This window comes from Streptomyces spongiae, assembly GCF_009377185.1.
GTDB lineage: Bacteria > Actinomycetota > Actinomycetes > Streptomycetales > Streptomycetaceae > Streptomyces > Streptomyces spongiae.
The window spans coordinates 1-13503 of sequence record NZ_VJZC01000257.1 but is presented as its reverse complement, the minus strand read 5'-3'; the positions used below and the strand labels follow the sequence as shown (position 1 = coordinate 13503).

Here is a 13503-nt window from a genome sequence, read left to right as displayed (position 1 = left end):
GGACATGGGCGAGGGGGAACTCGACGGTCGTCTCGTGGCGGCGGTTCGGGCGGGGGATGCTGAGGCGGTGCGGGCCCTGGTGGAAGAGGGCGCGGATCCGGACGCGCTGGACACGAACGGCTTGCCCCTGCTGTGCGCGGCGGTGACGGCGTACGACGCGTCGGTTGCCGAAGCACTGGTGGACGGCGGAGCCGACCCGGACCGGGTGCTGCCGGACGGGACCACGCCGTTGCGACGTGCCCTTGACGCCGGCTCCCGGGCGGTCTTCTCCGCGGTGCTCGGCAAGGAACCCAGGTTGCGGCTCCCGGAGTCCGACCGGGAACAGCTCCTCACCCTCGCTCGGAGTTGGTACGAGACGGGCGCGGCTGAGGAACTGCGGCGCAGGACAGGCGCGTCGGGGAGCGCCGTGACGATCCGCGTCCAGGACGACGAGTACGCCTGGGTCGAGCAGGTCTCGCTCGGCGGACTCGTCGTACGGGCCGGGCACGGTGCCATCCTGACCGCACTGGAGTGGGCCTTCCGCATCCTGACACCCGTCGACGAACTACTCGCCCGTGCCGTCAGCCGGTCGGACGATGACCATGTGAACTGGTCGGCGGTCCTCTCCGTACTCGTCGATCGCCGCAGTTTCGAGACCTGGTCGGCCGTAGTGGCCCATCGCCACCACCCGGCCCTGGCGCACCGCCGGTTCGTGGCGCACTACGTGCGGTTGCGAGCGTTGGTCTACTGGGGCTCCAGCTACTACGAGAAGAAGGAGAGCGAACTCCTGGCCGCCTGGGCGGCCGATGAAACGGACGGCGGGTTGCTCGCCAACCTGCTCGAGGGCTTCATCGCGTACAAGCATCCCCGGAAGGAAGCCATCGGCCTCCTCCACGCCCACCACCCCGATCCCCGGGTGCGCCGCGAAGTGCCCTACGTCCTCACCCCGAAGGACGCTTCCTGGTCACCCGAGGCGAAAACCGCGTTGCGCACCCTGCTGAGCGACACGGACGCCCGGGTGCGGATGGAAGCGTGCTCGGCGGGCATGCGGGACGACGACCTCCTCCCCGAGATCATCCAGGCACTGCTCCTCCTGACCGAGGACCCGGATCCCGACGTTCGGGGCAGGGCAGCGGAGGGACTGGTCCGCTCACAGGACCGTACGCCCGCCGTGGCCGACGCCCTGGCGGCTCTGACCGACGACGACAACCAGCTCGTGCGTCTGGAAGCCGCCTACGGTCTCGTCGTGCGCGACGACCCTCGCTCCGAGAAGGCGGTCGAGCGGGTGGGTTCCCTGGGCGACGGTTTCGAACACGACCACCGGGTCGACGCGCTCTGGCGTTGGAAGTGGCGGAAGGAGAACCCGCAGGCGTGGCCCACCGCCATGGAAGGTTGAGGACGCGGCGTGGAGCGGGACAACGGCGGGGTGGCGTCGGCGTCGAAGGCCGTGGCCTTCCGACGGCGTGTGCGGCAGGTCGACTGGCGGCGTTGGGCCATGGGCGCGGCAGACCGGTCACCCTGGGCGCGCGGGCGTGTTCTCGCGTCGCTCGCCGTACTGACCGCGGGCCTGCTGGCGTTCCACTCCGCGGTGCCCAACACCGTGGGCCGTCTCGGCAGTCTGCTGGAGACGTTCCTGCCCTGGCTCGGCCTGACCGTTCCGTTGCTGCTCGTGTTGGCGCTGCTGCGCCGCTCGACGATCGCGCTGCCGGCCCTGCTGCTCCCGGCAGCCGTCTGGGTGCACCTCTTCGGCGGGCGGCTGGAGACCGGCGACGGTGGTGCACCGGACTTCGTGGCGGTCCAGCACAACGTCAGTGACGAGAACACCGACCCGGCGGGCACCGCGGCCGCCCTGATCGAGGCGGCCCCGGATCTCGTGGCTCTGGAAGAACTGACGTCTTCCGCCTTGCCGGTCTACGAGACGGCCCTGGTCTCGGACTACCCCTTCCACGCGGTCGTGGGAACGGTCGGAATCTGGTCGAAGCACCCCCTGTCCGGCATCCGGCCGTTGGACATCAGGCCGGAGGGGATCCCGGAGGACTGGAGCCGTGGGATGCGGTCCACGGCACGTACGCCCTGGGGGGACATCGCGGTGTACGTCGCTCACCTGCCCTCGGTCCGCATCGGATGGGGCGGCCTCAGCGCGGGCCGGCGGGACGAAAGCGCCGGCCTGCTCGGTGACGCCATCGCAGCCGAGAGGCTCGACAGGGTGATCCTGCTGGGGGACCTCAACAGCACGGTCGACGACCGCGGGCTGGCCCCGGTCACCTCACGGATGGACTCGGCGGGGCGGGACTTCGCCTTCAGCTGGCCGGCGGCCTTTCCGGTAGCCCGCATCGACCACGTCATGGCCCGCTCGGCCACCCTCACCGACGTCCGGACGCTGCCGACGACCGGCAGCGACCACCTGCCGGTCGCCGCGGGCATCAGACTTGATCGCTGATCGCTGAGATCGGGTCAGAGGGGAGGGGGAAGGAGATCACTCGTCCAGGTCCGGCAGCCGTGCCGGAGCCGGGCTGACGCGATCGCCGTGCTGGTCGAAGACGAAGAGGTGGGCGAGGTCGACGAGGAGGGGGACCTGCATGCCGTGGCGGAGTTGGAAGTCGGGGGTCGTGCGAACCACCAGGTCACCGGGGAGGCGATTCTCCTGCACCACCGGTGCCGGCGGGCCGGGCTCCACGTCGTGGAGTTGGTCGAGAACCACCACGGGGCCCGCGCGCAGGGCGCCCGCGCGCTCCCGGATGCGGTCCAGGACCGAACCCTCACGACGTCGACGACGGACGGTGCGGATGGGGTGCGGGGCCTCCAGGTCCGGTACGACGGCGGGCTGGGAGCCGGTGTTGAAGTGGACGAGGACCTCGTGACCCTGGAACTCCAGGTGCTCCACCAGCCCGGTGATCGGTACCTCTCCGGGCCTGGCGGCGGCGGGTTTGGCGATTCGGATCGCTTCGGAGCGCAGCCCGACGATGACCTCCCGGCCCTGCTGCACGCGCAGCATCTGGTGGTCCAGGGACAGCGGCTCCGGCAGACGCAGGAACTGACGGCCAAGGCTGATGGACATCGCGCCGCCGAGCGGGGCGCGGACCATGGCGCGCAGGAGGTTGATGCGCGGTGTGCCGATGAAGGCGGCGACGAAGACGTTCCGGGGCAGGGCGTACACCGAGCGCGGGGTGCCCACCTGCTGGAGCACACCGCCGCGCAGCACGGCGACCCTGTCGCCGAGCGACATGGCCTCGGCCTGGTCGTGGGTGACGTACACCGTCGTGACGCCGAGCTTGCGGGTGAGCGTGGAGATCTCGGCCCTCAGGTGGTTGCGGAGCTTGGCGTCCAGGTTGGACAGCGGTTCGTCCATGAGGAAGGCGCTGGGCTGGCGCACGATGGCCCGGCCCATGGCCACGCGCTGGCGCTCGCCTCCGGAGAGCTGACGGGGGTATCGGTCGAGGAGGTCCTCGATGCCGAGCATGCGGGCCGTCGCGTCCACGCGGGGGCCCGGGTCGTCGCCGGGGCTCTCGACGCGCAGCGGGAAGCCGATGTTGCCGCGGCTGGTCATGTTCGGATAGAGGGCGAAGTTCTGGAACACCATCGCCATCGAGCGCTCCGAGGGCTGCAGGTCGTTGGCGTGTTCGCCGTCGAGCAGCAGCTCGCCCTCGGTGATCTCCTCCAGCCCGGCGATCATCCTGAGCACGGTGGACTTGCCGCAACCGGACGGCCCGAGCAGCACGAGGAACTCGCCGGGCGCGATGTCGAGCGAGAGCCGGTCCACCACGCGGACGCCCCGCGTGTAGGCCTTGCTCACGTCGTGCAGAGAGATGGCGCGTGTCATGGCAGATGCCCCCGAGGGCTTGCTGATCGCTGATGCTCCGCTGTCGGAGGTCCCGGGCGGGTCGCACGGGACTTGTGAGTCACGGAAATTAACGGACCGCACACCTCCGGGGGAAGACCTTGCCGCGATCAGATGGTTCCGTCCCGGCAGCTGAGAAAGCGGACTGCCCGATTCAGCCCGCGGTTCCGCCACGGTTCCGCACGTCCGGGGCTTGGCGGGCCCCGGCATGGCGGTGGGCGGATTCGCGGGCGTTCCTCCAGGACGATCCGCTCGGCCGGCCTGGAGGACGCGGTGTGAAGAGGGCCGTACGGCTGGAGGGCTGGGGCCTGGCCGAGGCGGCGGAGATCATCTAGTCCGCGGTGGACTCGTTCGACCGCGCACGGCGGGTCCCACGGGCGCCCTCGATCCGCCCCGAGCACGGCAGTGTGACCGCGAATGCGCCGGCCGCCGCAGTCGGCTACGTCCCGGGGCCGAGGTGGCCTTCGAGGATGGTTTGGGTGATCGGGGGGCGGCCCCAGAGGGCGAGGAGTTCGTTGGCGAGTGCCACGATCGGGAGGGGATGCGGAGAGCCGTGCACCTCGATGGCGGCGGCGGACAGGCCGCGAGGGACGGCTTCGGCATCGAGGAGGACACGCCAGTCCTCCGGCCCGAGCTCCAGGAACTCCAGTCCGGTCAGCTTGGCGATCTGCAGCGGGTCGGCGAGCGTACCGGGGTAGGCGGTGAGGGTACGCAGACGAGGGAGCCCGGTGACAGGGGTGAGGCTGAGGGGCTCGCCCTCCCACACGCCGATGGACAGGACCTCCAACCCGGGGTGGGCGGCGGCCTGGACACTGCTCAGGCTTCGGATGTTGACCCTGGCCACCGCGGGCGGGTGGGCACCGCGACGGCCGCGGTGCCCTGGACTGCGCCCGTTCATCACCAGATCGGTGAGGGAGTCGGCGAGGTGGTCGGCGCCGATGTTGTCCTCGTGGTTGAGCATGATGATCTGCCCGGTGTGTCCGCGCGGGCCCGGAGTCAGGTCGACGGCGATCCGGTCGCCACCTCCGTTGTCGCCGAAGGCTATCCAGCCGGGTGAGCCGACCAGTCCCTGAACCGCCGCGTCGGGTGGGGTGACGACCGCCTCCATCGCCGCGAACCGCCACGGGCACGGACGGGACGGCGCGTCGGCGATGTACAGGTCGTCCAGGGGGAAGAGCTCGCAGCCGACCGCGCTGAAGACGCGATCCGCCACCGTGTGGTCCTCGCCCCAGTCCTCCCACCGCGCGCGCGTCACCCGGTAGAGCACCTTGAGCTCGTCGGGCAACGCGACCCCGAGACGGGCTTCCGTGGCGGCGATCTCCGCCTCGGTCGCGCCGATGGCACCGGGAACCCGCTCGCGGAGGGTCCGCTCCAGCGACGCCAGATCCACCGACGGGGACGGCACCGCCCTGGGTACCGGATCGGGAAGCCGGCGCCAGGGCTCGGGGAAGGAGTCCTCGACGAGGAGGAGTGACCCCGGATGCGGACCGCCGATGCCGGGCTCCACCGCGGGGCCGGGACTGATCAGGTGGAGCACGGTCCTCCCGGCGGGCGTTATCTCCGCCGTGAACGAGATGCCGTCGGCGCCGATGTCGGCGAGCGCGCCCTGAATCCGCTGCACCGCGTCGAACTCGTCCTGCATGTCCTCGACCTGGGCCGCCTGTCCGGGCCGGGGGATCCGTCGCTGCAGAGGCAGACTCCACCCGTAGTGGCTGATCTGGCCCGCCACATGGCCGCCCGGAGCGGCAAGGCTTCCCGCGTTGCCGGCCCACAGGAGCCTCAGTAGCGGCTCCCACGTCGGGAACTCATGGAGCGATGGCAACGGTGTCCTCCGGTTGTCGCGGTGAAGGTGGCGAAGCTGATTATCACGGACGACCAGGCGAACGTACGCGCATTCGACTGTGGTGGCCGGCTCGGCCGCATCCGGGCGATTGTCAGTGCCTCCTCCTATGGTTTGGGCAATGGGACCTGCCGGAAAAGCCGCAGGTCCACCCTGGGGAGGGGTCTGCCATGTCTGCGGGGTCCGTGGTGTCTACGACGTATCTGGAGCTGTCGCAGGAAGGGGGCGGCGCGCACAAGTTCTACGAAGTGCGCGTCGACGGTGTGGTGGTGACGGTGCGGTACGGGCGGATCGGCGCGACGGGGCAGGTGCAGACGACGACGTTCCCCACGGCGGAGAAGGCCCGGGCCGCCGCCGCGAAGAAGGTGGGCGAGAAGGTCCGCAAGGGGTACGCGCCGGCCGTCCCCGGGCAGCGCGCACCGCGGGCGGTGACCCGGCGTCAGGTGGCGTCGGTTCCGTCCACCGCGCGCGCCGTGGCCCCCGTGGTCTGGCGGTTCCGGACGGGCTCCTCGGCGTTCGGTATCCATGTCGATGACGAGCACTGCTGGGTCGGCAACCAGGCGGGAGACGTCTACACCCTGGACCACGACGGTGCCGTCCGCGCCCGCTTCAGCCTGCCTGACGGTGTGAAGTGCCTCGTCGCCGACGACTTCTGGATCTACGCGGGCTGCGACGACGGCAAGGTCTACGACCTGTCCTCGAAGCTGCCGTTCGCGGCCTACGACATCGCGGCGGACGTCGACATCTTCTGGCTCGACATCCACGAGGGCATCCTGAACGTCTCGGACCGCGACGGTCGGCTCACCGTCATCGACCATGAGGACGAGCACCAGTGGGCCCGCCGCAGTCAGGGCGAGCACGCCTGGATGGTCCGCGCCGACGACCAGGCCGTGTACCACGGCCACCACCGGGGCGTCACCGCCTACGCGCCTGACGGCGGCGGCGAGTTGTGGCACACGCCCACCCGGGGCGGCGTCCTGTTCGGCTGGCAGGAGGACGACGCCGTGTACGCGGCGACCGCCCACCGCCTGGTCCAGCGGCTGTCGAAGACGACCGGCAGGGTCGAGGCCACCTACACGTGCGACAGCGCGGTGTACTCGTGCGCCACCTCGCCCGGCGGGCGTTTCGTCTTCGCCGGTGACGCGGCGTCGTCCGTCTACTGTTTCGACCGCGACGGCACTCGCCTGTGGAAGCTGGGCACGGGCGACGGCTCGGCACTGTCGATGCAGTACCGCGACGAGCGGCTGTACCTGGTGACCACGGACGGCTCGCTGGTGTGCGTGGACGCGAGCGAGGCGGCCATCTCCGCCGCGCAGCAGGGCACGGTGCCGGTGGCGCGCGACGTCAAGCTCGCCGCGGCCCTGCCGACCTACGCACCGGCCACGGCCGTGGCCGCGGTGACGAGCGTCGCCCACGTTCCCGCGGGGGCGGTCGTCGTCGAGTGCGTGCAGGACGGCGGTCGCCTGCGTGTGCACGTGGTGTCCGAGGGCTACGACGCGTCCATGAACGTCCAGTTCCCGCGCGCGATACGGGAGCCCGGGGCGCGCTATGTCGTGGACTCCCTGCACACGGCTGCAGGCGGCTTCTACCGGGTGCGCGGCGACATCCGGCGTCTGCTGTGACCCGGACAGGCGAAGCCCGGCCGTGCACCCTGCTCAGGCGCGACGTACCGAGTCGAGATGGGCGAACACCACCACGTTCTCCTCGTATTCGCGGGTGCTCTGGTTGTAGGCGCCGCCGCAGGTGATCAGGCGAAGCTGGGGCGAAGGCGTGTCGGCGTAGACCCGATCGTTCGGGAAGTCCTCCTTGCTGAAGGCTTTGACCGAGTCGACCTTGAAGTTGGCCACCGTCCTGTCCGCACGGATGATGCGCACCATGCTTCCGGGCCGGAGTGCCCCCAGCCGGGAGAACACGGCCGGTCCGGTCTTGGTATCGACATGACCCACCACGATCGATGCGCCCCGCTCGCCGGGCGACGCCCCGTCCTGGAACCAGCCGACGAGATTGCTGTCGTCGGCGGGTGGTGGGTCGAGTTGTCCGGACGCGCCGATGGACAGTTCCGTGAACGGCGCGCTCACGGCGATCGCGGGAATCGAGAGCCGCTCCGGCGCAGAACGAGGCAGCGCCGGCTCAGCAGTCGCACTAGGCGCAGTAGACGCAGTCGCCCTGGGGGTTGCCGGGGCGATCGCCGCGGGGCGGCTCTGAGGCTTGAGATCTGCCTGGCTCTCCATCGAGTTGTGGATGAGCAGGGCGCCCAGCCCCGCCGCGACCGCGGGCCATCGAAGAGCACGTGTGAGGGAGGGGGATACAGGCTTGGTCTGAGGTTGGTTCGGCTGGGGCGGCTGCGGGGCTGCTGCCATGGGGCGGTGCCCTTTCGTGAACGGGACGGCAGTGAGGCATGTGGCGTCGGTGAAACGCCGCGGCCGCGGCCGTCGCCCCCTCAGAAGGTGACGACGGCCGCGACAGCGCAGCAACTGCGAGGGGAGCGAGATCAGGCAGCGGGACCCGTCGCGTTGCGGCGCCGCAGCACGTACGCACCGGCCCCGAGGCCACCGAGCAGCAGCACGGAGCCTGCGGCGACGCTGCTTCCGGCCCCGGCCAGGCCACCGCCACCGGCGTGGACGCCGCCCTTCGGCTTGTCCTTCCCGAAGTGGTCCCAGTCGTCCTTCTTGCCGTGCTCCCAGTCGTCCTTCTTGCCGTGGTCGTCCTTGAACCCGTCCTTGCCGTGGTCGTCCCCGAACCCGCCGTGCTCTTCCTTGCCGTGATCGCCGTCCTTCGCGACGTTCATGGTCAGGCCGCCGCTACCGGCGTGGACGCCGCCCTTCGGCTTGTCCTTCTCGAAGTGCTCCTTGCCGAAGTGCTCCTTCCCGAAGTCGTCCTTGCCGAAGTCGTCCTTCTTGTCGTGACCGTCCTTGCCGTGCTCTTCCTTGCCGTGGTCGTCGTCCATGAACTTGTCATGATCGTCGCTGCCGTAGGAAGTGCCGTCGGTCGACGCCCAGGGACCGGCCGCCGTCACGGCGTTCGCAGCGGGAGCGGAAATCGCGACGGCCGCGGCTATCGCGGCGGAGACGAACACTGTCCGGGCAATGCGCATGGGAGTACCCCTTTCGCCACGACTGCGTAGCCGACACGGCGTCGGCTGGAACTGGTTCGCAGTAGCGACGTGATTACCCTCAGCGGGATTTCGATCGCTCACCACCGGAGAACTCCGCATTCGAGTTACTTCGTAAGCTCTTCGGGTGATTGAGGCGGAAGTGTGACCCGATTGGCCGCGCCTGCTTCCGCCTCAACGGCACCACGATGAGGTAAGGCGAAGAGATCCTCGGGTGGGCTCAGCAGCGCTTGCTGGAGTGGCCCGAAACGGGTGCGGGATCACCTGCGCTGCGTACGGAACCCGTCCCGGCCGTGCATTCGGTGACGGTGCTGGTGCCGTTGGACCAGAACTCCTGGGCGGTGGTGTTGGTCCAGGAACGCTTGCCCAGGACCTCGTCCTGCGAGTAGCTGTAGACGGCGGCGGTCACGTCGTAGTCTCCGGCGACGTCGCGGAAGCTCTGCCAGACCCAGACGTAGCCGTAGTTCTTGGCGCAGGACGGCGAGTAGAACTGCTTGACGGAGGCGATGGTCTTGCCGGCACGGTTGATGTACCCGGTCGTGCCGATCTGGTAGGCGTCCGCGCACACCCCGGCGGCCTGCGCCCGCAGGCTCGCCGGGTTCCCGGCCGGGGACGGCGCGGTGGACGTGGTCGCTGTGGTGCCGCGTGCGCCCGGTGCGGGCGCCGGTCCCGTCCCCGCGGACGCGATCCCGGCCGGGATGAGTGCGAAGGCGCAGGCCAACGCTGCGACGGCGGTCTTGAGGTAACGCATGTGGTGAGAACCCCCTGGTTGTGGTCAGGCACGTCATGTGAAGCGGGGAACGACCAGAGATGCCATGCGTGGTCAGCGCGGATCCCCGTTTCACGAAGCGGCGACTTCCGTATAGCCGCGGAACGCTTCGGACATATGGTGAGACCCGTGGAGCGGCCGAAGGGTTGTAAGGGGGCTCCTCGGCGACTGCTGGGCCGTTACGTCTCGGGCGTTCACGAGGGCTCGGGCATCCGGCGGTGGCCGGCGAGGACCACGAGCCCGCCGATGACGGCCAGACTCATCAGGACCGTGGCGAAGCCGGTCGCCCCGGCGGTCAGCCCCACGGCGTCACTGAGGTAGCCCGCCGTCACCGGAAGGAGACCGGCCGGGACGTAACCGCCCACGTTGAGCGCGGCGTTGGCCTCGGCGAGCCGCTGCGGGCAGACCGTGGAGTTGAGCAGGGAGAGGCCGCCGAGCTGTCCCATGCCCTGGCCGGCGCCGGCCAGCAGGGCGGAGGCGACGAGTGCGGCGACCGACGACGCGTGCACGGCTACGATGAGCGTGACCATGCTGAGGGCCGTGCTGACGGCTCCCGCCGTCAGGATGGTGCGCCGACGCATCCGCTGGACCGCGAACTGCACACCGGTCGCGGCGAGAAACATCGCGAACGCCATGGCCCCGGAGACGATCCGATTCGTGGCGCCGAGCAGCCCGGCCAGCAGCGACGGGCCGAGCGACAGCACGAAGGACGTCGCGGTGATGCCGGGCGCGAAGACCGCGATGCCCAGGGCGAGGTGCCGTCGGCTGCCGTGCGGGACTCCGGGCACCCGCATCCAGGCCCCCTTCGCAGGCGCCGTGGGACGGCGCACGGGCATACGCAGCACGGCGAGGACCGCCGTGGCCAGCAGGACCATCTCGACGATGAAGACGGTCACCGTGGGAGCCGGAAGCGTCTGCGACAGCACCCCGGCGAGCAGTGGTCCCAGGCCCGCCCCGAAGACCATCGCGCAGGAGGCCAGCAGCGCGGCCAGTCGTTTGCGCTGAGGGCCGGCCACGTCCGTCACGGCGGCCATGCCCGCGGAGACGACGGCACCGACGGCGATCCCGGTGAACAGCCGGGCCACGATCAGCGCGGCCACCGTCGTGGCCGTCGCGAAGATCACGCAGGCGGCCAGGGCGAGGGCGAGAGCGGGCAGCAGCACGGGCTTGCGCCCAAGCCGGTCGGACACGACGCCGCAGACGAGCAGGGAGCCCAGCAGCCCGACGATGTAGAAGGCGAAGACCACGGTCAGCGTGCCCTTGGAGAACCCGAGGTCGCGTTGCCACAGCACGTACAGCGGGGTCGCCGCGTTGGACAGGACGAACACGGCGGTGACCGGCCACGCGGCTGCCCACACCCACCAGGTGGGCGCGGAGGACGCGCGCCGCTCGGGCCGTGCGGCTGCCGTGGGCTGGTCGCGTAATGTGGGCCGGTGGCCTGTCGTGGGGTGTTCCTGCGCGGCCACCGACTCCGGGGGTGCCGTTCGACTTTCGGGCATGGGTCGCTCCCTCCAGCGAGCTCAGTACGACTCCATTCGAACTTAACATCCAGTACGATTGGAGTCGTACATGGGATTCGGGTGGTGAGGAGCTGTCCATGTCTTCGACGTCTTCGATGTCTTCGACGGCGAACGAGGTGCCGGTCATCAAGGTGCGGCCGGAGCCCGAGAGTCTGCCCGACCCCCTGCCCGAGCCGGCGGTCGAGGACCTGCGACTGGAGACCGTGCTGGGAGCCCTGAGCGACCCCCTGCGCCTGGGGATCGTCCGCAAACTCCTCCTGGAATCAGAGGCGTTCGACCACTCGTGCGGATGGTTCGGCCTGGACCGCCCCAAGTCCTCCCTCACCCACCACTTCAGGGCCCTGCGTGAGGCAGGCGTCACCCGGCAGCGCCAGTACGGTCTGGAGCGGCGCAGCCACGTCCGCGTCGACGACCTCAACGCCCGCTTCCCCGGTCTGCTCGGCCTCGTGGCGGCATGGGTTCCTGACCGGGCCTCGACGGGTTGATCTGACACCGGCGGCGTGGCTCCCTGAACGAGTTGCCGAGCTGGTTCATGGAGCGGGCGGCGAGACCCGGCACCGGTGCAACACGGATCTGTGTACGTCTTACAACGGCTAACCGGTGGGTGATCAGGCAGCAGGCGAGTTTGAGGAACGTTTCGTGGATGTCGGCTCGCCGTTCCCATCGGATGCGCAGACGGCGGAAGCCGTGCAGCCACGCAAAACTTCGCTCGACCACCCAGCGGTAGGTGCCCAGTCCGGTGCCGTGCGGGGTGCCGCGGCGGGCGATCGCGGGCACGATGCCGCGGGCGCGGACCTGGTCGCGGTAGACGTCATGGTCGTAGCCGCGGTCGGCGAACAGCGAGTCCGGCTTGCGGCGGGGACGGCCGACCCGGCCGCGGACCGGCGGGATCCCGTCGAGCAGGGGCAGGAGTTGGGTGACGTCGTTGCGGTTGCCCCCGGTCAGCAGGACCGCGAGCGGGGTGCCGTACCCGTCGGTGATCAGGTGATGTTTCGAGCCGGCCCGGCCTCGGTCGACCGGCGAGGGGCCCGTGTGGATCCCCCTTTTAGCGCTCTGACGTGGGAGGAGTCGACCACGCAGCGGGACCAGTCCAGCCGGGAGGCCGCGTTCAGCTCGGCCAGCAGGACCTCGTGCAGCCGCTGCCAGACGCCGGCCTCGTTCCAGTCCCGCAGACGGCGCCAGCACGTCATGCCCGAGCCGAAGCCCAGGTCCTGCGGCAGGTACTCCCACTGGATCCCGGTGTGCAGCACGTACAAGATCCCGCACAACACCTCCCGGTCCGGCAACGGCTTGCGACCCGGCTACCGGAACCTGCGCTCACGCTGCGGCAGCAGCGGCTCCAGGTGATCCCACAACTCATCCGACACGATCCACGGTGACGTCCCCACAGCGAACCGAACGCTCAACTTCCGCCCCGGACACGGCAACCAGGAGCGATACACCTCATTGTGTTAGCCGCTGTTACTGCCCATATCCGCCCCTCTCGTTATCCTGGAGGGTCACAGCGCAATCACTGTGCGTTCTTGCGGGGGAAACGCGGTGTATGACGTATTCATCTCTTACGCGGCTGATGACGGTGACTGGACCGGTAGGCTCGCGGAGCGCCTCAAGTCACATGGCGTGCGCGTCTTCTTCGACAGATGCAGCCTGCGGCCGGGCGACATCGTGGTGCACGAGCTCGAAGAGGCGATCCGCGCGTCCACGCACGGAATCCAGGTCGTCGGCCCGCGCACCATGACCGAACCGTGGGCGCGGCAGGAATACGCCGCGCTTGTGCAGGCGTCGGCCAGGCGCGGGCTGCGGCTGATCCCTGTGCTCTGCGGCGGTGCCGATGTTCCCGACTTCGCCGCGACGCGGGTCTGGGTGGACTTCCGCAAGCTGAGCGGGCCCGCGTTCGATGCCAAGGCCGCCGAGCTGGCGGGCGTCCTGCGCGGCGAGGAACAGGTCCGCAAGGCCCGCGCGGACAGTGCATTGCTCGATCTCACGCGTCCGCAGACGCAGCGGCCGCCCACCGAGTCCGCGCAGCCCGCATTCGTCGTCTGCTACGCCCGCGCCGACGCCGCCTACGGGGAGCGGCTGGTGGACCAGCTCTCCGGTTCGGGCCTGCCCGTATGGTCCCTGGGACACCTCAAGTGGGGCGACGACTACATCTGGACGATCAGACAGCGGCTCCGGCAGGCCCTTGCGGTAGTCGTCCTGATGTCGCCCGAGGCCGAGGAGTCCGAGGACGTCACGCGGGAGATCCTCGAAGGGCAGCGCCACAGCCGCGAGTTCTTCCCCATCCTGTTACGCGGAGAACGCAACTACCTGCTCGCCAGCAGTTGGTACCTCGACGCCAGGAACGGTGATCTGCCCGGACCCGAGGCGTTACGCCTGCTGCGCCGCCTTCACGACTCCGAACGCTCCCACGGCTCCCCCCGCTCCGACCGCTCCCAACGCTCCGAC

General features: G+C 70.0%; 11 protein-coding genes and 1 pseudogene. 5 read left to right on the top strand and 7 right to left on the bottom strand.

Features of this window, described 5'->3' with window-relative positions; genetic code table 11:
* A partial coding sequence (locus FNH08_RS28555; RefSeq protein ID WP_322725622.1) for a HEAT repeat domain-containing protein occupies positions 1–1375 on the top strand: 1375 nt, incomplete at its 5' end.
* 99 nt (positions 1376–1474) lie between these two features.
* Entirely contained in the window at positions 1475–2419 is a 945-nt protein-coding gene (locus tag FNH08_RS28550) for an endonuclease/exonuclease/phosphatase family protein (protein WP_152774410.1), read from the top strand.
* Positions 2420–2455: 36 nt separating this feature from the next.
* On the opposite strand, the gene FNH08_RS28545 is transcribed toward FNH08_RS28550, so the two are convergent.
* Both FNH08_RS28545 and FNH08_RS28540 read right to left on the bottom strand, forming a co-directional pair.
* Positions 2456–3799 carry an ABC transporter ATP-binding protein gene (locus tag FNH08_RS28545; protein ID WP_152774407.1) on the bottom strand — a complete coding sequence of 448 codons (1344 nt, stop codon included), beginning with the start codon at positions 3797–3799 and terminating at the stop codon, positions 2456–2458.
* Positions 3800–4256: 457 nt separating this feature from the next.
* Positions 4257–5639: an SMI1/KNR4 family protein gene (locus tag FNH08_RS28540; RefSeq protein ID WP_152774406.1), complete on the bottom strand. Its 1383-nt coding sequence runs from the start codon at positions 5637–5639 to the stop codon at positions 4257–4259.
* 188 nt (positions 5640–5827) lie between these two features.
* Between FNH08_RS28540 and FNH08_RS28535 the strand changes: the two genes are divergently transcribed.
* Complete coding sequence (locus FNH08_RS28535) at positions 5828–7279, top strand: WGR domain-containing protein (protein ID WP_152774405.1); 1452 nt, start codon at positions 5828–5830, stop codon at positions 7277–7279.
* 33 nt (positions 7280–7312) lie between these two features.
* On the opposite strand, the gene FNH08_RS28530 is transcribed toward FNH08_RS28535, so the two are convergent.
* The 4 genes from FNH08_RS28530 to FNH08_RS28515 form a co-directional block, all read right to left on the bottom strand.
* Positions 7313–8017: a class F sortase gene (locus FNH08_RS28530; RefSeq protein WP_152774404.1), complete on the bottom strand. Its 705-nt coding sequence runs from the start codon at positions 8015–8017 to the stop codon at positions 7313–7315.
* 131 nt (positions 8018–8148) lie between these two features.
* A complete protein-coding gene (locus FNH08_RS28525) occupies positions 8149–8751 on the bottom strand; it encodes a hypothetical protein (protein WP_152774403.1) in 603 nt (200 codons plus the stop codon).
* A gap of 238 nt (positions 8752–8989) precedes the next feature.
* A complete protein-coding gene (locus tag FNH08_RS28520; RefSeq protein ID WP_152774402.1) occupies positions 8990–9520 on the bottom strand; it encodes a hypothetical protein in 531 nt (176 codons plus the stop codon).
* 212 nt (positions 9521–9732) lie between these two features.
* Entirely contained in the window at positions 9733–11037 is a 1305-nt protein-coding gene (locus FNH08_RS28515; protein WP_152774401.1) for an MFS transporter, read from the bottom strand.
* Between the two features lie 116 nt (positions 11038–11153).
* Here FNH08_RS28515 and FNH08_RS28510 point away from each other — a divergent pair, with 116 nt between their 5' ends.
* Positions 11154–11543 (top strand): ArsR/SmtB family transcription factor, encoded by a 390-nt coding sequence (locus FNH08_RS28510; protein WP_152774409.1) that lies wholly within the window; start codon positions 11154–11156, stop codon positions 11541–11543.
* A gap of 118 nt (positions 11544–11661) precedes the next feature.
* Here FNH08_RS28510 and FNH08_RS28505 read toward each other — a convergent pair.
* Positions 11662–12485: pseudogene (locus tag FNH08_RS28505) on the bottom strand (IS5 family transposase); the annotation flags it as partial.
* Between the two features lie 112 nt (positions 12486–12597).
* Between FNH08_RS28505 and FNH08_RS28500 the strand changes: the two are divergent.
* On the top strand, positions 12598–13503 hold a 906-nt coding region (locus FNH08_RS28500), incomplete at its 3' end, for a toll/interleukin-1 receptor domain-containing protein (protein ID WP_322725618.1).

Coding starts and splice junctions, on each gene's coding strand:
- FNH08_RS28550 (WP_152774410.1), top strand. CDS start 1,475: ATGGGCGCGGCAGACCGGTCACCCTGGGCGCGCGGGCGTGTTCTCGCG.
- FNH08_RS28545 (WP_152774407.1), bottom strand. CDS start 3,799: ATGACACGCGCCATCTCTCTGCACGACGTGAGCAAGGCCTACACGCGG.
- FNH08_RS28535 (WP_152774405.1), top strand. CDS start 5,828: ATGTCTGCGGGGTCCGTGGTGTCTACGACGTATCTGGAGCTGTCGCAG.
- FNH08_RS28530 (WP_152774404.1), bottom strand. CDS start 8,017: ATGGCAGCAGCCCCGCAGCCGCCCCAGCCGAACCAACCTCAGACCAAG.
- FNH08_RS28525 (WP_152774403.1), bottom strand. CDS start 8,751: ATGCGCATTGCCCGGACAGTGTTCGTCTCCGCCGCGATAGCCGCGGCC.
- FNH08_RS28520 (WP_152774402.1), bottom strand. CDS start 9,520: ATGCGTTACCTCAAGACCGCCGTCGCAGCGTTGGCCTGCGCCTTCGCA.
- FNH08_RS28515 (WP_152774401.1), bottom strand. CDS start 11,037: ATGCCCGAAAGTCGAACGGCACCCCCGGAGTCGGTGGCCGCGCAGGAA.
- FNH08_RS28510 (WP_152774409.1), top strand. CDS start 11,154: ATGTCTTCGACGGCGAACGAGGTGCCGGTCATCAAGGTGCGGCCGGAG.